Below are 18,204 nucleotides of genomic sequence, written 5' to 3' on the forward strand. Positions count from 1 at the left end.
ATGGCCGTCCAGCCTCCTCAGCCTATCCGCTCCCAGCACCACCCGTCTCTCCCCTCAAACCACGCGAGATTTTGACAAGGATTACGGCCTTTCACAATAAAGTTGTCTGCGAGATTGAGTTTTTGCGCCTGACCTTAGACAATTCGCCCATGAACGCTAAAATCTATCGCGCCATCGGGCTGATGTCCGGCACCTCGCTGGATGGGGTGGATGCCGCCTGGATCGAGACCGATGGCGAGCATGTCAGCGCCTTCGGGCCGGCGGCGACGTTGTTGTATGATGACGCGTTGCGCGCGCAGCTGCGGGGCCTGCTCGACCGGGCGCCGGGCCTACTGCCGGATGATCCGGCCGTGCTGGACGCCACCGCCCGGCTGACCCGCGAGCATGCGCTGGCGGTGGCGTTGCTGGGGCGCTCGGCCGATATTGTCGGGTTTCACGGCCAGACCATCCTGCACGCCCCGAAAGCCGGGCGGACCTGGCAGATCGGCGATGCGGCGCTGCTCTCCCACATCACCAGGCTGCCGGTGGCGTTTGATTTCCGCGCCGCCGATGTCGCCGCCGGCGGCGAGGGTGCGCCTTTGGTGCCGCTGTTTCATGCGGCGCTGGCGCGGGGGCTGGCAAAGCCGTTGCTGATCGTGAATATCGGCGGGGTGGCAAATGCCACCTGGCTGGGCGCTTCGGGCGAGATCATCGCCTGCGATACCGGGCCCGGGAATGGGCCGCTGGATGATCTGGCGCAGGCTCATCTCGGCACGCCTTATGACAAGGACGGCGCGCTGGCCGCCGCCGGGCAGGTTGACCATCAGCGGCTACAACAGCTGCTGGCGCATCCTTTTTTCGCGCAACCGGCGCCGAAATCGCTCGACCGGCTGAGTTTCTCCAGCCTCATCGCCCAGGCCACCCAGGGCCTCGCCCCGGCCGACGCCGCCGCCACGCTGGCCGCCTTCATCTGCGCCGCGATCGCCGAAACCAAATTTCCCGCCCCGCCGCAACAGGTGCTGATCACCGGCGGCGGCCGGCATAATGCCACGCTGATGGCGGGCCTCGCCGCGCGCTTCGCGGTGCCGGTGCGCCCGGTGGAGGCGGTGGGCTGGAATGGCGATGCGCTGGAGGCGCAATGTTTCGGCTTTCTCGCGGTGCGCACGCTGCGCGGCCTGCCGCTCTCTCTGCCCAGCACCACCGGAGTGCGCGCCCCGCAGACCGGCGGCCAGATTTACGGGACGATCTTGTAGAGCGTCCAGCCCGCCGCATCGCTGCCGACGGCGCGCAGCCAGGGCGGCACCGCGCCTTTGTTCAGCGCATCCCAGAGCGTGTCCGGCGGCAGGTCGGCGACCAGCAGATAGCGGCCTTGCATCGGGCAGAACAGCACATATTTGGCGCCGGTATCCACCACAGCTTGCGGTTCGCTGGTGCCGGGGACCGCGCGCCAGGCCGCGCGGTCCTTCATGAAGGCGGGCACGCCATGTTCATAGAGCGAGCCGACGGTTTCGATCTGGCTGCGATAGAGCAGCTCGGGCGTATCCTCGGCGCGGGCCAGCACCACCTGCCCCGCCGCCGGGGCCAGCAGCGGCGCGATATGGCGCAGGCTGCAGGAGGGATAGGACCGCCCGCCCGGCACCGGCTTCGGCGCCGCACCGGCCCGTGCCGCCAGGAACGGCACCAACAGGATCAACGCCAGCAGGCCGATCCGCTTCACCCCGGCCAGCGCCCCCTCCATCCCGCTCAACGCCACCGGCAGCAGGCAGGCGGCGAACAGAGCCGAGAAACAGGTGAACAGCAGATAGAAATACCCCAGCCCCAGCGCCACCAGCGCGCAGAGCGCGACATAAGCCCAGCCCAAAGGCGCGCGGCGCGGCGCGCCCAGCAGCTCCGGCGCGGCGAGGTCCGCCAGCCCCGGGCGCCGCTCCGCCCAGGCGCGCTGTGCGGCGTAGAGCAGCGCCCACAGGCCCGGGAGCAGGAACACGATCAGCTCGCGCCCGCGCGGGGGCAGCTGTTCGGTGATCACCCCAAACATCGCCTTCAGCTGATCCGGCGGCAACAGCCCGGACGGGCCTTCGATGACGCCGGGATAGGTCGCGATCCAGGCCGCCAGCGGCACCCCCAGCACCGCCAGCCCCAGCGGCCCGCGCAGCCGCGCCGGGGCGCGGGCCTGCACCCGTGTCAGCACCGCCGCACTCACCAGCAGCACCAGCGCCATGCTGAAATAGACAATTGAAAGCCGGTCGATCTCCGGATCGCCATAGCCGCCGGCGGGCGGGTCGATGAAGAAGGCGATGCCGATCACGTCGAAACACCCGGCCGCGGTGGCCAGGATGGTGGTGGCGTTGCGTGCATAGAGCCAGCGCAGAGCCAGCCCGGCATAGGCCATCAGCACGAAGGGCATCGTCTCCGGCGTCATCCAGATGCCAAAGCCCCCGGCCAGACCGGCCATGAAGCCGAGCCCGACATCCCCGCGCAGGGCGCGCAGCACGAAGCCAACGGTTAGCGCGATAAAGACCAGCAGGGCGATGTGATAATGCACCACGCCGGGCAGCGCGATCGCGGCCAAGGCGGGCAGGATGGCGGCGGCAGCGGCGGCGGCCCAGAGATGCCGGCGCAGCGCCAGCGGCTCCACCGCCCAGGCGCAGGCCGCCCCCAGCGCGCCCACCCCCAGCGGCCCCAGCGCCACCCCGGCGGCGAACAGCGCCTTATGCCAGCCGATCACCAGGCTCAGCGGGGCGGCCATCAGCCACAGAATGATATCCAGCAGCCGCGACCATTCCACCATCACCCCGGCGCCGGAATCATCGCGCGCGACAGTCGTGACCAGATGGCCGAGATGCACACCCTGCTCGATTCGCAGCAGCCGCATATAGGAATCCGGGTCCTGCAGGCTGCCCGCCAGCACGCTCGGCCATTGATGCAGGCCGAGCAGGATATTCAGCCCGGCGCTGAGCAGAAACAGCAGGCCGTAGATCAATTGGACTGCGCCCGGAACCCCGCCACGCCGCTCTCCAGCGCGGTGACATGCTTGGGCGCGAATTTGCTGGCATCGGTGACGCCGCAGCTATGGGCGATGATCTCGACCTCATCGCGCATCTTCAGCGCATAGCGCGAGACGCGCACCGCCTTGTCGGTCGGGTCCAGCCCGGCGATCAGCCTTTTGTCGGCGGCGGTGACCCCGGTGGGGCAATGGCCGGAGCCGCATTTCATCGCCTGGATGCAGCCCAGCGCGAACATGAAGCCGCGCGCGGAGGAGACGAAATCCGCCCCCATGCACAAAGCCCAGGCCACCTTGTCAGGGGTGATCAGCTTGCCGGAAGCGACGATGCGGATGCGGTGCTGCAGCCCATGCTCGTAACGCAGCGCCGCGACATAAGGCAGCGCCTGGGTGATCGGCAGGCCGACATAATCGGCCAGCGATTCCGGCGCCGCGCCGGTGCCGCCCTCGCCGCCATCGATCTGGATATAATCCGGGCAATGCTCCGGGTTGTCGGCGCAATCGCCGAACCATTCATCCAGGAAGGCCGGGTCGCCCAGCACGAATTTCACCCCCACCGGCTTGCCGGTGATGCTGCGCACCCGATGCACGAATTCGCCCAGCTCGGTGACGCTGCCGATATCGCGGTGGCGGTTGGGGGAGATGCTGTCCTGCCCCGGGGTGATGCCGCGGATCTCGGCGATCTCCTGCGTCACTTTCGCGCCGGGCAGAATGCCGCCTTTGCCGGGCTTGGCCCCTTGCGCCAGCTTCACCTCGAACATCTTCACCTGCGGATGCGCCGCCAGCTCGCGCAGCCGGGCTTCGGAGAGATTGCCCTGCGCATCACGCACGCCATATTTCGCGGTGCCGATCTGCATGACGATATCCGCCCCGCCCTCCAGATGATAGCGGCTCAAGCCGCCCTCCCCGGTGCTCATCCAGATCCCCGCCAGCTTCGCCCCGCGCGAGAGCGCGGTGACGGCATTATTGCTGAGCGCGCCATAGGACATGCCGGAGATATTGAAGAAGCTCGCCGCCGGATAAGGCTGCTCACAGGCGCCGGGGCCGTTGGCGATGCCGATCAGCTTGCCGCTGTAAGCCCGCTTATCCTCATCCAGCACCGGAAAAGCCGCGTTGCGGAACACGAAGCTGGGCACCGCCTCAGAGCCGAAGCTGATGAAATTGGAAACACCCTTGGCGGAGCGATAGACCCAGCTGCGCTCCAGCCGGTTGAACGGCCGCTCCACCCAGTCCGACAGATATTGGTACTGGCGCATATAGGTACCCCAGGTTTCCGCGAAATAACGGAAATGCCCGATGATGGGGAAATTGCGCAGCACCGTGTGCCGGGTCTGAAGCTTGTCATGGATATATAGCGCGACCAGACCGAGACTGATCAGCACGATGATGATGGCCAAGATGGTCATGCGGGGGTCCCCTCTCCTGCTGTTGGTTTCATTAACGGAGAAGGCGGGCAATGTCTTGGGGAGCGAAGTGAAGAAAGAGGTGGGGACTTTTTGAAAAAAGTCCCCACACCCCCAAAAACTTTTGCAAATTTTTTAGCGCGCGGGGCCGGGGAGCCAGACGGAGAAGCAGCTGCCCTGGCCAAGCTCGCTTTCGATCACCAGCCGGCCGCGATGGCGCGAGACCACATGTTTGACGATGGCCAGCCCCAGCCCGGTGCCGCCAATATGGCGCGACCGGCCTTTATCGACGCGGTAGAAACGCTCGGTCAGCCGCGGAATATGCTCGCGCGGGATCCCCGCACCTTCATCGGCCACCGAAACCAGCACCCCGCCCGCCGGAAAGCGCTCATCCTGGGCGATGCCGGCCGAGAGCGTCACCCGCCCGCCCGGCTTGCCGTATTTCAAGGCGTTTTCAAGCAGATTGGTGAAAACCTGGGTGAGCTGATCGGCATCGGCGGCCACCCGTGGCAGATCCGCCGGCACCTCCACCACCAGGGTGATTGCCTGTGCCCTGACCATCGGCTCCAGCCCGGCGACGATGCGCTCCAGCAGTGGCGGCAGATGCAGCAGCTCCTTCGGTGGCGAATGCTCGGAAATCTCGATCTTGGAGAGGGAGAGCAGATCACCGATCACGCGCTGCATCCGCGCCGCCTGTTCGGCCATGATGCCGAGGAAGGTTTCCTGCGCCTCGCGGTCATCGGCGGCAGGGCCGCGCAGCGTTTCGATGAAGCCGATCAGGCTGGCCAAGGGCGTGCGCAGCTCATGGCTGGAATTGGCGACGAAATCGGCGCGCATCTTCTCCAGCGCGCGCTCGCGGGTGCGGTCGCTGACCAGCATATAGACCGGCCCGCCGACCGGGATCATCGTCACTTCCAGATCCCGCTTCACCGGCGCGGCCAGCACGACCTCGCGGCGCACCGGCGCGGCGCTGGCCAGGACTTCGGCCAGGGCGTCGCGCACATCCGGGTGGCGCAGCAGGGCGGCGGTCTCGGTGCCGAAGGCGGTGATCGCGCTGTCATTGCGCCAGAGCATGGCGCCGTCCGCGTCGAGTTTCAGCAGCGGGTCCGGCAGGCGTTCAACCAGGGCGCGGTCTTCCGCCGCGCTGGCCACGTGGCGGCTGCGCAGCAGCCGTTCCGCATGGATCAGCCGCAGCGCCTCGGCCCCGAGATCGCTCATCCCGGGGATCAGCAAATGCCGGTCGGTCGGCAGCGATTCCGGGGCGGTGCGCAAGGCGCGCACCAGCCGCGTCATCGCCACCACATCCCGCCCCAGCAACAGCGCGAACAGCAACGCCACCAGCGTGCAGACCGCCCAGGCGGCGAAAGCCAGCAGCGGCCGCAGATCCCCCAGCGCCGCGAGCAAGGCAAAGACCAGGCTGGGCGTCAGCCCCAGCCCGAAAAACAAGGCGAGCGCGGCGGGGCCGGCCTTGTCCCAGCTGGTGCCTTCGGGGGGAGCCATCGGCGGGGTCAGGGGTTGTTGAGGCTGGCGGGCGCTGGCGAGGTGATGGTCGGCTGCCCCGGCGTGATCGAGAACACCGCCAGGCCACGCTTCACCGTGCCATCCGGCTCCAGCACCAGCAGCCCGTCAGTGCCGGTGAAGCCGGCGGGGGCGCTCAGCGTCTGTACCGTATAGCCGCCATTGGACGCGGCCAGCTTGGCCAGGGCGGCGGCATCGAAGGCGACATCCGCGATCGCCGGCGGCGCGCTGCCATAGGCGGCGCTATATTTGGCATCGAAGGACGCGGCGGCGGCGGGGTCCGGGGCGGCATAGATGGCGCCGCGCAGCGCGCTCTGCCCGGCCATGGCGCTGGCCAAGGGCGCCCAGAGCGAGGGGCCCATCAGCAATACCTGCGGCGCCGAAACATCGTAATAAGGCAGGAAATTCGCCAGCTCGGCCAGGGTGTTGCCATCGGTGGCGCCGATGAAGAGGGCGTTGAAGCTGGGCGGCGCCACCTGCTGGCGGCGCAGTTCGCGGGCCTTGGCCAGCCCTTCCGGCGTGTTGCTGTCCTTCGCCGCCTTGATCTGCGCCATCAGCGCCTCACCGCGGCCGCTCCAGTCCGACAGCGTGCGCACGGCGTTGTTCAGGCTGGAGAAGCCCGGCTCATAGAACTGGATCTGCGGCGCCGGTTCGCTCAGCTTGGCGGCTTCCTGCTGCAGCGCCTGGCCGAGGCGATGGCCGAAATCCGTATCCGGCAGCAGCCCGGCGAGCTGGGTATGGCCGGCATCGGAGGCGGCCTGCACGACGCGGCGGACCTGCTGCCCGGGCGAGATGCCCAGCGGCCACACGCCCGGCTGCGCCACCGTGCCATCATTAGTGAAGGCCAGGACATTCACCCCGGCCTGCTTGGCGATGGGGGCGACCGCCTGGGTCTCGGCGGCGGTCAGCGGCCCGAGGATGATGCCATCCCCCGCCGCCAGCCCGGCCTGCGCGGCGCTCACCGCCCCGGCGGCGGTGCCGCCGGTATCGCGAATATCCAGGGCCGGGGTGCTGCCGGCGGGGAAGGCGATCTTGGCGGCATTGGCCAGGGCCTGGCCCACCGGGGCCAGTGGCCCGCTCAGCGGCACCAGCAGCATGACATTGCCGGATGTCTTGCCTGTGTTATTCGGGGTGCCGGCATTCGGCGTCAGCGCCGCGGGCAAAGACCCGCTGCCGTTGATCTGAGGGGCTTGCCCCGCGCAGCTGGCAAGCGCCAACATGCCGCCAAGGAGTAGAGATGAGCGAAGAGACGGCACCAGGCGCAATGATTGATCCTCCAACGCAAGCCCCGCCCACGGCGATGGCCGGGGCGTCCCTGCCCGCTCTTGTGATGGTTTCGACGCCAATCGGCAACCTTCAAGATTTATCGGACAGGGCCAGATCGACTTTATCTGGGGTGAACGCGATCCTGTGTGAAGATACGCGAACCAGCGCGGTGCTGCTGCGCGCCCACGGAATCAGCGGCAAATGCGTCGCCTTGCACGAACATAATGAATCCGCCGCGATTCCCCGGCTTGTGGCGGCGATGCAACAGGGCGAGCGTTACGCCTTGATCTCGGATGCCGGCACGCCTTTGGTCTCGGACCCCGGCTACCGGCTGGTGCGCGCGGTCATCGAGGCGGGGCTGCCGGTCTCCGGCGTGCCGGGCGCGAATGCGGCGGTGCTGGCCCTCACCCTCTCCGGACTGCCGCCGCAGCCTTTTCTGTTCACCGGCTTTCTGCCGCCCAAGGCCGGTCCGCGCCGGGCCGCCTTCGCCGGGCTGCGCGGCGCCGAGCTGGCCGGGCTCAGCGCCACCCATATTTTCTACGAGGCGCCGCACCGGCTGGCGGAATTCCTGGCCGATGCCGCCTCTGCATTCGGGGAGCGCCCGGCCGCGGTGTGCCGGGAGCTGACCAAACATTATGAGGAGGTGCGCCGCGACACGCTGCCGGCCCTGGCGGCGCATTACGCCGAGCACGCGGCGCGCGGCGAGATCGTCGTGGTGGTCGGCCCGGCGCCAGCGGAGGAGACCGGAGCGGAGTCGTTGGATCAGGCGCTGCGCGCGGCGCTGAAGAGTCTCAGCGTGAAGGATGCCGCCGCCGCCGTGGCCGCCGCCACCGGGCTGCCGAAAAAACAGGTCTATAAGCGTGCTCTGGAGATGGCGCAGGGGGAGGATTAGCCCCACCTGCGCGTTGCTCTTACGGGTAGAGCCGGCCGCTGCTCCAGCCATCTTCCGCCTTGCTGAAGATCAGCCGGTCATGCAGGCGGAAATCGATCCCTTGCCAGAACTCGAAATAATCCGGGCTCAGCCGCCAGCCGGACCAGAAGTCCGGGCGCGGCACGCTCTGGCCGGCGAAGCGCGCTTCCATCTCCTGCAAGCGGCTCTCGAACAGGCTGCGCGAGGCCAGCGGGCGGGATTGCTCGGAGGCCCAGGCGCCCAGCTGCGAGCCGCGCGGGCGGGTGGCGAAATACTCATCGGCCTGGGCCGGCTCGACCGGCGCGATCGCGCCTTCGATGCGGATCTGCCGCTGCAGGCTCTTCCAATGGAACAGCAGCGCCACATGCGGATTGCCCGCCATATGCTGGGCCTTGCGTGAGCCGAGATTGCCATAGAACACGAAGCCGCGCTCATCCCAGGCTTTCAGCAGCAGAATCCGCGCCGCCGGGCGGCCCTCGGGGGAGACCGTCGCCACGGTCATCGCGTTCGGATCGTTCGGTTCGGTGCGTTGCGCCTCCGCGAACCAGAGACCGAACTGGCGGAAAGGATCCTCACTCATCGTCACTTATGCTCCTGCGCGTCTTGTGAGCCTTGATTGGCGCTGTCCTCTATGCCACCAACCGGACCCTCAGACGATAGCAGCACGGAGATGAGCCGCGATGGCCGACACCGATACCGAATCCGCCCTGCCCCAGGGCACGTTGATGCAGGGCAAGCGCGGCCTGATCATGGGCGTGGCGAATAACCGCTCCATCGCCTGGGCCATCGCCCGCGCTGTTGCCGCCCAGGGCGGCGAGCTTGCTTTCACCTATATGGGCGAGGCGCTGGAGAAGCGGGTGCGCCCGCTGGCCGCCTCCGTCGGCTCCGATATCCTGATCCCCTGCGATGTCGGTGACGATGCCGCCATCGATGCCGCCTTCGAGACCTTGAAGACGAAATGGGGCAAGATCGACTTCCTGGTGCATGCCATCGGCTTCGCGGACAAGAATTTTCTGCGCGGGCGCTATGTGGACACCCCCCGCGCGGTGTTCCAGCAGGCGCTCGATATCTCCGCCTATTCCTTCGCCGCCGTCTCCCAGCGCGCCGCCGCGATGATGCCCGATGGCGGTTCGCTGCTCACCCTCACCTATCTAGGCGGTGAGCGCTGGATGCCGCATTACAACGTGATGGGCGTGGCCAAGGCCGCGCTTGAGGCCTCGGTGCGCTACATGGCGGCGGATCTCGGCAAGGATAAGATCCGCGTCAACGCCATCTCCGCCGGGCCGATCAAGACGCTGGCGGCGTCGGGCATCGGCGATTTCAGCTATATTCTGAAATGGAACAAATATAACGCGCCGCTGCAGCGTAATGTGGAGCTGGAGGAGGTCGGCATGTCCGGCCTGTATCTGCTCTCTGATCTCGGGCGCGGCGTGACCGGCGAGACCCATCATGTCGATTGCGGCTATCATGTCGTCGGCATGAAGCACCCGGACGCGCCGGACTTCACCATCGCCAGCGAGTAACCATGTCCTTCAACACATTCGGGCAGCTGTTTCGCGTCACCACCTGGGGCGAGAGCCATGGGCCGTCGATCGGCGCGGTGGTGGATGGCTGCCCGCCGGGGATCGAGCTTTCGGAAGCGGATATCCAGCCTTTTCTGGATCGCCGCCGCCCCGGCACCTCGCGCTTCACCACCCAGCGCCAGGAGCCGGACCAGGTGAAAATCCTCTCCGGCGTGCATGAGGGCAAAACCACCGGCACGCCGATTTCGCTGGTGATCGAGAATACCGATCAACGCTCGAAGGATTACGCGAATATCACGGCGCGCTACCGGCCCGGCCATGCGGATGTGGCCTATGACATGAAATACGGCCATCGCGACCCGCGCGGCGGCGGCCGCTCCTCCGCCCGCGAAACCGCGATGCGGGTGGCCGCCGGCGCCATTGCCCGCAAGGTGCTGGGCGCGGGCGTGGTGATCCGCGGCGCGATGGTGGCGATGGGCGCGCATGGCATCAACCGCGCCAACTGGGATTGGGCGCAGGTGGAGCAGAACCCGTTCTTCTGCCCGGATGCGACCGCCGCGCAGGCCTGGGAAGCCGAGCTGGATGCGGTGCGCAAGGCCGGTTCCTCCATCGGCGCGGTGCTGGAGGTCATCGCCGAGGGCGTGAAGCCGGGCCTGGGCGCGCCGCTTTACGGCAAGCTGGATGCGGACATCGCCGCGGCGCTGATGAGCATCAACGCGGTGAAGGGGGTTGAGATCGGTGATGGCTTCGCCGCCGCCGCCTTGCGCGGCGAAGAGAATGCCGATGAGATGCGGATGAAGGAGGGGGAGATTGAGTTCTTTTCCAACCATGCCGGCGGCATCCTCGGCGGCATCGCCACCGGCCAGCCGATTCTCGCCCGATTCGCGGTGAAGCCGACCAGCTCCATCCTGATCCCCAAGCGCTCGGTAAGCGCCGATGGCGAGGAGGTGGAGGTGATGACCAAGGGCCGGCACGACCCCTGTGTGGGCATCCGCGCCGTACCGGTGGGTGAGGCGATGCTGGCCTGCGTGCTGGCCGACCATCTGCTGCGCCATCGCGGCCAGACGGGACGCTAGAGCGCGCTGACCGTAGACGGTCAGCGCGCTCTAGCGCGTATTCCGTTCACGCTGGTGTACGGAATACGCTCTAGCTTTTTGTTCGAGCGAGCAACTTTATCCGATCAAACGAGTCCGTTTGATCGGATGTTGCTCTAGCTCTTTGTTTTGGCGAGCAACTTTATGACCCTGACTGAGTCCAGTCAGGATCATGTTGCTCTAAACCGCCCGGCGGGTGGGCTTAAAACGCTGTTAAGCGTCGGGTCTTAAGAGCTTCTTATGACCCGTTCGCCGTTTTTTCCTCCCGCCGGCGCGCGTCTGGCGCCGACCTCCTGGCTTGCCGTCGGCGCCACGCTCGCGGATTTCGCCTTCGAGACCGATCCGCTCGGCCGCTTCACCGCCTTTGGCCCCGGCCGCGCTTTGGGCCGCCCCACGGCGGCGCTGATGGGGCAGGAATTCACCATATTGCTGGCTGGCGGCAACCAGGAAGAGGCGGCGGTGAGCGCCAACGAGCTACGCTCGATCATCACCACCATCTGCGTGGAATGTGTCGCCTGGCATGGGCGGCTGCGCCTGGCCGGACCGGACGGCGCCCTGCGGCTCTACCGGCTCTCGCTGGCGCCGCGCCGGGAGGGCAGCGAGATCGCCGGCACTTACGGGCTGCTGTTCGATCTGGAAACGCCCGACCTGGTGTTGCCGGACCGCCATGCCGAACGCGCCGCGCGCCCCGGCTTCAGCCCGGGCACGATGCTGGATGTGGAAACCGGGCTGTGGAGCCGCGCCACCTTCGCCACCGAAATCACCCGGCGGCTGGACCGGCTCGATGTCGAGGAGCAACCGGGCACGCTGCTTTATATCGGCTTCGGCCCGTTGAATGCGAAGCTGCGGCCGGCGGTGGCGTTGCGCCTCGCCGAGGAGCTGCGCGACATCATGCGCCCGACAGACCTGCTGGGCCGGGTGGGGGACCTGGTCATCGGGCTGTGGTGTGATGGGATGGACCATCTCACCGGCGGCGAACGGGCGGCGAAATTCTGCACGACCTTGCCGGCTTTGCTGCCAGAGCGGACAGTGTTGAATGTAGGGGTGGTGCCGCGCTGGCCGGGCAGAGGCGAGGATGCGGAAACCGTGATGGAACATGCGGCCATGATGCTGCGCCAGCTGCAGAATGAAGACGCCCCCGCGCCCGGCGCTCCCAGCCCGCCGCTCTGGCGGGTCTGGCAGAGCGATTAGGCGCCTACCCAGACCGAACGCCCAGGCAGGACGAGCCGCGGACAGGCAACAGGGTGGGCACCAAGACTGGCAACAAGACTGGCAACAAGACTGGCAACAAGACTGGCAACAAGACTGGCAACAAGACTGGCGCGCGTTCCAGCTGCGTGCAAATCGGCTTGCCGCCCTGCAAGCCTGGCGCAATGATGGGGCTACGACCACGGAGCCCGCTCAGTTGAAAATTCTGCCCACCGCCCTTCTGGCCTGCCTCGCCGCCTGCCCGGCCCTGGCGCGCCCGCTGCCCAACCCACCGCCTTCGGGAATCACCGTGCATCTGTTCGGCCCGGGTTCCATCGGCTCTCAAATCCTGCCGGATGGCAGCACCAAGACGGGCGGCGCAAAACCCGCCGGCGGCGGCCCGGAGGCGGCACCCGTTTCGCAGGCGCGGCCAGAACCGACATGGGGCCAGATCGCGCACGAAATGTTCGTCACTGGCGATCCGGCGCAGGAAGCAGAGCCGCGCTTTGCCACCGGACGCGCCGGGCAGCATGCCGGCCAGCTGAACCAATAGAGCATCGGACTTTTGTCTCGGCCCGCAATTCCTTGCAGTTGAGAAAAATGTTTTGGGGGCAGCTCTTTTAAAAAGAGCGGCGAAGCGATGTGGGGGCTTTTTGTAAAAAGCCCCCACGCCCCGAAAAACTTTTATAACTTTTTCAGATGCTTACCTTCAAATTACCTCTAGCTGTCCCGGGCGCGCAGCTTGGCCGCGTCGTCCTGCAGATGCTTGGCCATCTCATCCATGTGCCAGGCTTCGATGTCGTAGAAGGTGACATAGCCGCGCTTGGCGGTGTCGATCTGGCTAAAATGATCGACCACCGGCTTGAAATTGGCGGCCTTGGCCTGGGCCAGGGTCAGATGGCCGTCATGGCTGGTATTGGCCGCATAGAAATCCGTCAGGAAACGCTGCGGGCCCATCCGGTGATGGTGCCAGGGGCCGTTATGCGGGCCCATCGGGCCGGGGCCCATACCCCCCATCCCATCCCCCATCCCCGGCGGGGGCGGCGGCGGGTTGGCGCCGTTATCGGCGGCTTGCGCAAAAGCGAGGCCAGGTGCCAGCGCCAGCAAAGAGGCAAAAAGAATACGACGCATCGGATACTCCATGGAAAACTGTCGATGCGCTCTTTCTAAAGCCAGCGTGTAACAGCCGCGTCTCGTCCTTGTGACCAAAAAAAACGGCGCCCGAAGGCGCCGTTTTCCTGGAAGATCCAGATCTTAGCGGGAGTAGAACTCGACCACCAGATGCGGTTCCATCTGCACCGGGAAGGGCACATCGGCCAGCTTCGGGGCGCGCAGGAAGCGGCCCTTCATGGCGCGGTGATCCACCTCGACATATTCCGGCACGTCGCGCTCGCCGCTCTGCGCGGCATCGAGCACCACGGCCAGCTGCTTGGACTTTTCGCGGACTTCGATCACGTCCTCATCCTTTACCTGGTAGGAGGGGATGTTGACGCGCTGGCCGTTGACGGTGACGTGACCATGGGAGACGAACTGACGGGCCGCGAACGGGGTGATCGCGAATTTGAGGCGGTAGATGACCGCATCCAGGCGGCGCTCCAGCAGCTCGATCAGGTTCTCGGAGGTGTCGCCCTTACGGCGCACGGCCTCTTCATAATACTTGTAGAAAGCCTTCTCGGAGATATTGCCGTAATAGCCCTTGAGCTTCTGCTTGGCCATCAACTGCACGCCGAAGTCGGACGGCTTCTTGCGGCGCTGGCCATGCTGGCCCGGGCCGTATTCGCGCTTGTTCACCGGGGACTTCGCACGGCCCCACAGATTCACGCCGAGACGGCGATTGATTTTATATTTGCTTTCAGTGCGCTTGGTCATGGCGCAGGTACCCTTCTTGTTAAAACCGCCAGTAGTCTCTTCCGTTCAGCCACAATATCCTGTGGGCAAAACAGAGAGCGGGCGCGAGCGACCACCGCTCGTCCACGTTCCCGGCAACGAGGCGCGCGTCTATCCTGTTGCGCCGGGGGCGTCAATGGCCGGGTGCGGCCAAAATCCTGGAGGGCTGCCCTGCGCGCGCTGCCAGCTTTGCGGCAAGGCGGCGATGGCCAGCGCCCAGTGCCGGCGCGGCCGGGGGCTGAGCAAGGTGGCGCGGCTGCCCATCCAGTCCCCGATATCACCCGGCGCGCGCGCCAGCCAGCCCGCGCCCAGCCGCAGCCCTGGCGTATCCCCCAAGCAAAGCCCGAGCGCGCGCCGATCCTCCGAATCCGGGTCGGTCTCCGCCGGGGCGCAGGCGGGGGCGAGCAGGATCAGCTCGCGCGCCGGCTGCGCCAGGCTGAACCGGGCCTGGCGCCAGCCATCGGGGCCGGAAAAGCGGGGCAGCACATCCTGCCCCGCCGCCATGGCGCGCAGCCGGGGCAGGAAGCCGGGGGTGAAGCCGGAATGCAGCGCCTGCTCGTGCAGCATCCGGCGGATGGCGGCCAGACGCGGCCCGCCGCTCACGGTGGCGGCGAAGGGGCGGCGCGCCGGGCTGCGCCGCCCCAGCTCATGGCTCAGCCAGTCCCGGTTGCCGTCGCAGAAATAGGATTCGCAGGCCAGCCCCTCGGCCAGCAGCGCGTCATGGCGGTCCAGCTCCAGATGGTAATAGGTGATGGCCGGCATCGCCGTATCGCGCAGGATGGTGGCGCCGTTGACCAGACATGAGGCCGGCACCAGCACCCCCTCGACATGGACGCCATGCGAGGGCGAGAGCCGCACCGGCCGGGCCGGCTTGCCAGGGCCGAAGGCGCCGGGGCGGATCAGCACCGGGCGGGCCTCCTGGCCGGGGCCATAATTCAGGTCCAGCACGCTCCAGCCCAGCCAGCGCACCGGCCTTCGCTCGCCACGGGCGGTGATCACCGGATCGCCCGGGCGCAGCGCCTCGATCGGGCGATAGCCGTGCGGGGTGAGGATGCCGGTGCCGCGGGCGAAGCAGGGCAGCTCGCCGCCCAGCGTAAGCAACGCCCCGCCGCTGCCATCCGCGATCACGCTCACCGCCGGCAGCGCCCCGGCGGCGGTGCCCAGCGTGAAGGCGGCGGTGAGGCTGCCCTGGGCGTTGCGGACATCGATGGTGTTGCCCCCCAGCCCGACCAGAGACGGGGCGACGCCGACCAGATCCACCGCATCGAAGCTGGACATGTTGGCGATGCCCGGCATCCCGGCGGCTACATTATCCAGGACCAGCAGGCTGGAGGTGCCGGTGAAGCTGATTGGCGTGGTGGCCAGATCGGCGCTGTTCAGCTCCAGCGTCGCCTGGCTGCCGATCTCGACCACGCCGCCGCCGATCAGGCTGCCCCCGGCCAGCAGCAGAGCCCCGCCCTGGACGGCGAACGTGCCAGTATCGATGAAGGTGCCGGCATCGATGACGCCATAACCCGCCAGCGTGCCGGCGAGGCTGAGCGTGCCCGCCTGCACCCAGCCATCATTGAGCTGCGCATTGGACAGGCTCATCGCCCCGGTGGCGGCAAGCGTCCCGGCGAGGCTGAGCTGGCCGGCAGTTTCCACCAGGCTGGCCGCCTGCAGGCTGGTGCCCACCCCCAGGCTGACAAGGCCGCCGCTGAGACTGGCGGTGCCGGCGATATTCATTACCGCCGTGCCGCCCAGTGTCAGCCCGCCCGCACCGGCATAATTCGCCGCATCCAGCAGCGCGCCGCCGGCCAGGGTGACACCGCCGCGATTGCTGAGGCTGCCCAGGGACAAGGTCGCCGCACCGGTGGCCTCCAGCACGCCGCCGCTGCCCAGAGTCAGGCTGCCCGCCGCCAGATCGCCGGAGGCGTAGAGAGTGGCGTTGCCCGCGACGCCCACCAGCGCCGCGCCGCCAATGCTCATCGTCCCCAGCACGGCCAGGCTGCCCGCCCCGGCGCCGGAGGCGGCCATGGTCAGCGTGCCGGCCAGGCTGACCGCCTGGCTCAGCACCTCCAGCGCCCCTGCCCCGCCGGCATCGCCCAGCGTGGCATTGCCGGCCATCGCCACCTGCGCGGCGGCGCCGAAGATCGCCAGCCCGCCATGGTCCACCTCCAGCGCGGTGCCGGAATAGCCGCTGGCCTGGAACGGGTCCTCGAAATCCACCGCGCCGGTGATCAGCGCCCCGCCCAGCGCATGCGCCACATGATCGGTATAGAGCCCGCCACTATTGCCGAAGGAGACGAATTCGCCGGTGGTCAGCCCCAGGCCGGAATAGCCATCCACGGTGCCGGTGCTGCCTTTGCCAATCCCTTCATAATCGATCAGCCCAGAGAGGATGCCCGACCCGCTGCTGATGGTGAGCACATCCAGCGCCCCGGTGCCGGTATAAAGCAGGGAGGCCAGCTGCGCGTTCATCAGCTGCAGATTGATCGCGCTCAGCGTCAGCGCGCTGCCCACGCTGTCCCCGACGCTGAGGCTGCCATGGGCGGTGGTCAGGGTCAGGGAGAGCGCCTGGGTCGTCGGTGCCGCCAAGGCCAGGCTGAGCCCGAGCAATGGCTGGCTCACCCCGGCGCTGGCGGCGAACAGCCCGCCATTGCTGATCGTCGCCAGGCTGGAATGTAGCACCACCTCCGGGTCCCCGGCGGAATCGAAGCTGGTGGCGGGAAACAGCCCGGCGGGGATATTGGCGGCAATCGTATAGCTGTCGGTGACGCCGTTGCTGTCCACCCCGGTGACGACGAAGCTGGAGGTGCCGGCGAGGGTGTTCACATCCTTCACCGTCAGCCCGGTGAGGCCGGGGAAGATCAACGCGTCGCCGACCGCGAAGCCGGTGACGGTGCCGGAGAAATCCTGCGGCCCGGTGATCACGAAGGCGCCGCCGCTGCCGCCCAGCGTACCGGCAAAGCCGCCGCCGATCGTCGCCACACCCGGCCCGCCAAAGGCCAAAGTCACGCCGCTGGCGATGGTCAGCGGGGTGGTGTTGAAAATTCCGAAGAGCGGGGTTTGCGGGCCGAGCACCATGACCCCGCCGCCGGCGACATCCAGATGCACGCCCGTCGCGACCAGCCCGGCATCGATTTCCAGCGTGCTGCCGCCCAGCGCCAGCAGCGTGCCGCTGCCATCGATCATGCCGGATTGGGAAAAATCCCCGACGCTGAGCGTGCCACTGCCCTCCAGGATCGCCCCGGCGGCAAGGCTGATCCCTTCCTGGTAGTCATTCGCCGCCCCGGCACCGACCACCAGCCCGTTGGCGAAATTCGCCACCGCATTGGTCCCCAGCACCAGCTCGCCCTGCAAGCTTGCCGCATTGCCGATGAGCAGCTGCCCGCTCTCGATTACCGATTGCGCCGCCAGCCCCCCGAAATCATAGGCGGTGCCGCTGAGCAGCAGCGAATTGGCCGCCACCTCCAGCATGCCCCCGGCGGCGATCGACAGCCCGCCGGCGGTGAGATTGCCCATCAGCGCGGTCAGCCCGGTGACGGCGAGCGTGCCGGCCAGGCTTTCCCCGCCGGTTACCAGCGTTTGCCCACCCAGCGTATAGCTCGCACTCGCCGGGGCGAGGCCAACATTATACAGGAACAGATTGCCGTACGTGACCTCCTGCGGCAGCACGCCGCTGAGGTTCCACAGCTCATACTCAAGATGCTGGCCGCCGGAGATGGTCGGCCCGGCAAATTCCAGACCGGTCAGCAGCGTGTTGAGCGCGCCGATCTCGTTCGCCGCCAGGGTCAGCTCGATGGTGCCGCTGCCGATACCGCTGGCCGCGATCCCCGAGAGGGTGGAGTAGCCGGGCAGCATCAGCACGCCCTCGGACACGGACAAAGTGAGCTGCAGCGTCTCCTGCGCGCCCAGCCCCATCGCCGCCAGGGCGCTGGCGGCGGGGTCGGCGAGCAGCAGATCGGGCAGGAGCTGCGGCTGGTTGGGCGCGATCGTCACCAGCAAGGTCGGGTCGACAAAGGCCGGAGGGCTCTGCGGCACCAGCGTCAGCGCCAGCGTGCTGCTGGCCAGGCTGCCATAATTATCGGCGGCGAGCAGCGAGATCAGGTCAGAGCTTGTCCCGGCCGCCTCGCTGATCTGCAGGCTGGAGAGGGCCGCATTCACCTGCGCCTGCGCGCCTGAAATCACCAGCGTGTTGCTGTTGGCCGACACCGTGGCGCCGCTGGTGGCGCTGGCACTCATCGCCGCCGCCGCGTTCGCCGCGACCAGCTTGAGCGTGATATTCGCGCCCGCATTGGGATCGTTCACCGCCAGGCCATAGGGCAGCCCGGCCAGGGAGGAGAGCGTGGGCTGTCCCTCGATGGCCGTGATCGTCGCGGGAACCTTGATGCTGATGATGCCGCTCACAACTCCAGGTTACATGATTCGGTATCGCAATCAATCCTCAATTTGC

The 18,204-nt window shown here is 67.4% G+C and carries 14 protein-coding genes; 6 read left to right on the plus strand and 8 right to left on the minus strand.

Annotated elements, in window-relative coordinates:
- Positions 1-149: 149 nt before the first annotated feature.
- Complete coding sequence (locus tag T331_RS0101465; RefSeq protein WP_026438755.1) at positions 150-1,232, plus strand: anhydro-N-acetylmuramic acid kinase; 1,083 nt, start codon at positions 150-152, stop codon at positions 1,230-1,232.
- On the opposite strand, the gene T331_RS16960 is transcribed toward T331_RS0101465, so the two are convergent.
- The 4 genes from T331_RS16960 to T331_RS0101485 all read right to left on the minus strand — a co-directional run bounded on the left by T331_RS16960 (position 1,214) and on the right by T331_RS0101485 (position 7,121).
- The gene (locus T331_RS16960; RefSeq protein ID WP_051621995.1) at positions 1,214-2,959 is read right to left on the minus strand and encodes a hypothetical protein; all 1,746 of its coding nucleotides are present in this window, start codon (positions 2,957-2,959) and stop codon (positions 1,214-1,216) included. The genes T331_RS0101465 and T331_RS16960 overlap by 19 nt on opposite strands.
- Positions 2,956-4,386, minus strand: a complete 1,431-nt coding sequence (locus tag T331_RS0101475) for an FMN-binding glutamate synthase family protein (RefSeq protein ID WP_026438756.1) — start codon at positions 4,384-4,386, stop codon at positions 2,956-2,958. Before T331_RS0101475 ends, T331_RS16960 begins: the two co-directional genes overlap by 4 nt.
- Before the next feature lie 132 nt (positions 4,387-4,518).
- Positions 4,519-5,883 (minus strand): ATP-binding protein, encoded by a 1,365-nt coding sequence (locus tag T331_RS0101480; protein WP_081822083.1) that lies wholly within the window; start codon positions 5,881-5,883, stop codon positions 4,519-4,521.
- A gap of 8 nt (positions 5,884-5,891) precedes the next feature.
- Positions 5,892-7,121: a penicillin-binding protein activator gene (locus T331_RS0101485; RefSeq protein WP_026438758.1), complete on the minus strand. Its 1,230-nt coding sequence runs from the start codon at positions 7,119-7,121 to the stop codon at positions 5,892-5,894.
- A 44-nt stretch (positions 7,122-7,165) separates the two neighbouring features.
- On the opposite strand from T331_RS0101485, the gene rsmI reads away from it, so the two are divergent.
- Positions 7,166-8,059, plus strand: coding sequence for a 16S rRNA (cytidine(1402)-2'-O)-methyltransferase (rsmI, locus tag T331_RS0101490; RefSeq protein ID WP_035178734.1), 894 nt, complete (start codon positions 7,166-7,168; stop codon positions 8,057-8,059).
- Positions 8,060-8,078: 19 nt separating this feature from the next.
- Here the strand turns inward: rsmI and pdxH are convergent, their stop codons facing one another.
- Complete coding sequence (gene pdxH, locus T331_RS0101495; protein WP_008493071.1) at positions 8,079-8,657, minus strand: pyridoxamine 5'-phosphate oxidase; 579 nt, start codon at positions 8,655-8,657, stop codon at positions 8,079-8,081.
- A 100-nt stretch (positions 8,658-8,757) separates the two neighbouring features.
- On the opposite strand from pdxH, the gene fabI reads away from it, so the two are divergent.
- From fabI to T331_RS0101515, 4 genes are all read left to right on the plus strand, one after another.
- A complete protein-coding gene (gene fabI, locus T331_RS0101500; RefSeq protein WP_008493072.1) occupies positions 8,758-9,600 on the plus strand; it encodes an enoyl-ACP reductase FabI in 843 nt (280 codons plus the stop codon).
- Positions 9,601-9,602: 2 nt separating this feature from the next.
- A complete protein-coding gene (aroC, locus tag T331_RS0101505; protein WP_026438760.1) occupies positions 9,603-10,676 on the plus strand; it encodes a chorismate synthase in 1,074 nt (357 codons plus the stop codon).
- A 258-nt stretch (positions 10,677-10,934) separates the two neighbouring features.
- Positions 10,935-11,885 (plus strand): GGDEF domain-containing protein, encoded by a 951-nt coding sequence (locus T331_RS18975; protein WP_051621997.1) that lies wholly within the window; start codon positions 10,935-10,937, stop codon positions 11,883-11,885.
- Between the two features lie 214 nt (positions 11,886-12,099).
- Positions 12,100-12,435 (plus strand): hypothetical protein, encoded by a 336-nt coding sequence (locus tag T331_RS0101515; RefSeq protein WP_026438761.1) that lies wholly within the window; start codon positions 12,100-12,102, stop codon positions 12,433-12,435.
- A gap of 167 nt (positions 12,436-12,602) precedes the next feature.
- Here the strand turns inward: T331_RS0101515 and T331_RS16975 are convergent, their stop codons facing one another.
- The 3 genes from T331_RS16975 to T331_RS0101530 form a co-directional block, all read right to left on the minus strand.
- A complete protein-coding gene (locus T331_RS16975; protein ID WP_211248659.1) occupies positions 12,603-13,013 on the minus strand; it encodes a hypothetical protein in 411 nt (136 codons plus the stop codon).
- Positions 13,014-13,136: 123 nt separating this feature from the next.
- Complete coding sequence (gene rpsD, locus T331_RS0101525; protein ID WP_026438762.1) at positions 13,137-13,751, minus strand: 30S ribosomal protein S4; 615 nt, start codon at positions 13,749-13,751, stop codon at positions 13,137-13,139.
- A gap of 129 nt (positions 13,752-13,880) precedes the next feature.
- Positions 13,881-18,158 carry a Hint domain-containing protein gene (locus T331_RS0101530; RefSeq protein WP_026438763.1) on the minus strand — a complete coding sequence of 1,426 codons (4,278 nt, stop codon included), beginning with the start codon at positions 18,156-18,158 and terminating at the stop codon, positions 13,881-13,883.
- Between the last annotated feature and the right edge of the window lie 46 nt (positions 18,159-18,204).

The organism is Acidocella facilis ATCC 35904 (assembly GCF_000687875.1).
Classification (GTDB): Bacteria; Pseudomonadota; Alphaproteobacteria; order Acetobacterales; family Acetobacteraceae; genus Acidocella; species Acidocella facilis.

Bases quoted from the DNA above. Each gene is read 5' to 3' on its own strand.
- T331_RS18975 (WP_051621997.1), top strand. From the start codon at position 10,935: ATGACCCGTTCGCCGTTTTTTCCTCCCGCCGGCGCGCGTCTGGCGCCG.
- pdxH (WP_008493071.1), bottom strand. From the start codon at position 8,657: ATGAGTGAGGATCCTTTCCGCCAGTTCGGTCTCTGGTTCGCGGAGGCG.
- T331_RS0101485 (WP_026438758.1), bottom strand. From the start codon at position 7,121: ATGTTGGCGCTTGCCAGCTGCGCGGGGCAAGCCCCTCAGATCAACGGC.
- T331_RS0101480 (WP_081822083.1), bottom strand. From the start codon at position 5,883: ATGGCTCCCCCCGAAGGCACCAGCTGGGACAAGGCCGGCCCCGCCGCG.
- T331_RS0101475 (WP_026438756.1), bottom strand. From the start codon at position 4,386: ATGACCATCTTGGCCATCATCATCGTGCTGATCAGTCTCGGTCTGGTC.
- fabI (WP_008493072.1), top strand. From the start codon at position 8,758: ATGGCCGACACCGATACCGAATCCGCCCTGCCCCAGGGCACGTTGATG.
- T331_RS16975 (WP_211248659.1), bottom strand. From the start codon at position 13,013: ATGCGTCGTATTCTTTTTGCCTCTTTGCTGGCGCTGGCACCTGGCCTC.
- rsmI (WP_035178734.1), top strand. From the start codon at position 7,166: ATGATTGATCCTCCAACGCAAGCCCCGCCCACGGCGATGGCCGGGGCG.
- T331_RS0101465 (WP_026438755.1), top strand. From the start codon at position 150: ATGAACGCTAAAATCTATCGCGCCATCGGGCTGATGTCCGGCACCTCG.
- rpsD (WP_026438762.1), bottom strand. From the start codon at position 13,751: ATGACCAAGCGCACTGAAAGCAAATATAAAATCAATCGCCGTCTCGGC.
- aroC (WP_026438760.1), top strand. From the start codon at position 9,603: ATGTCCTTCAACACATTCGGGCAGCTGTTTCGCGTCACCACCTGGGGC.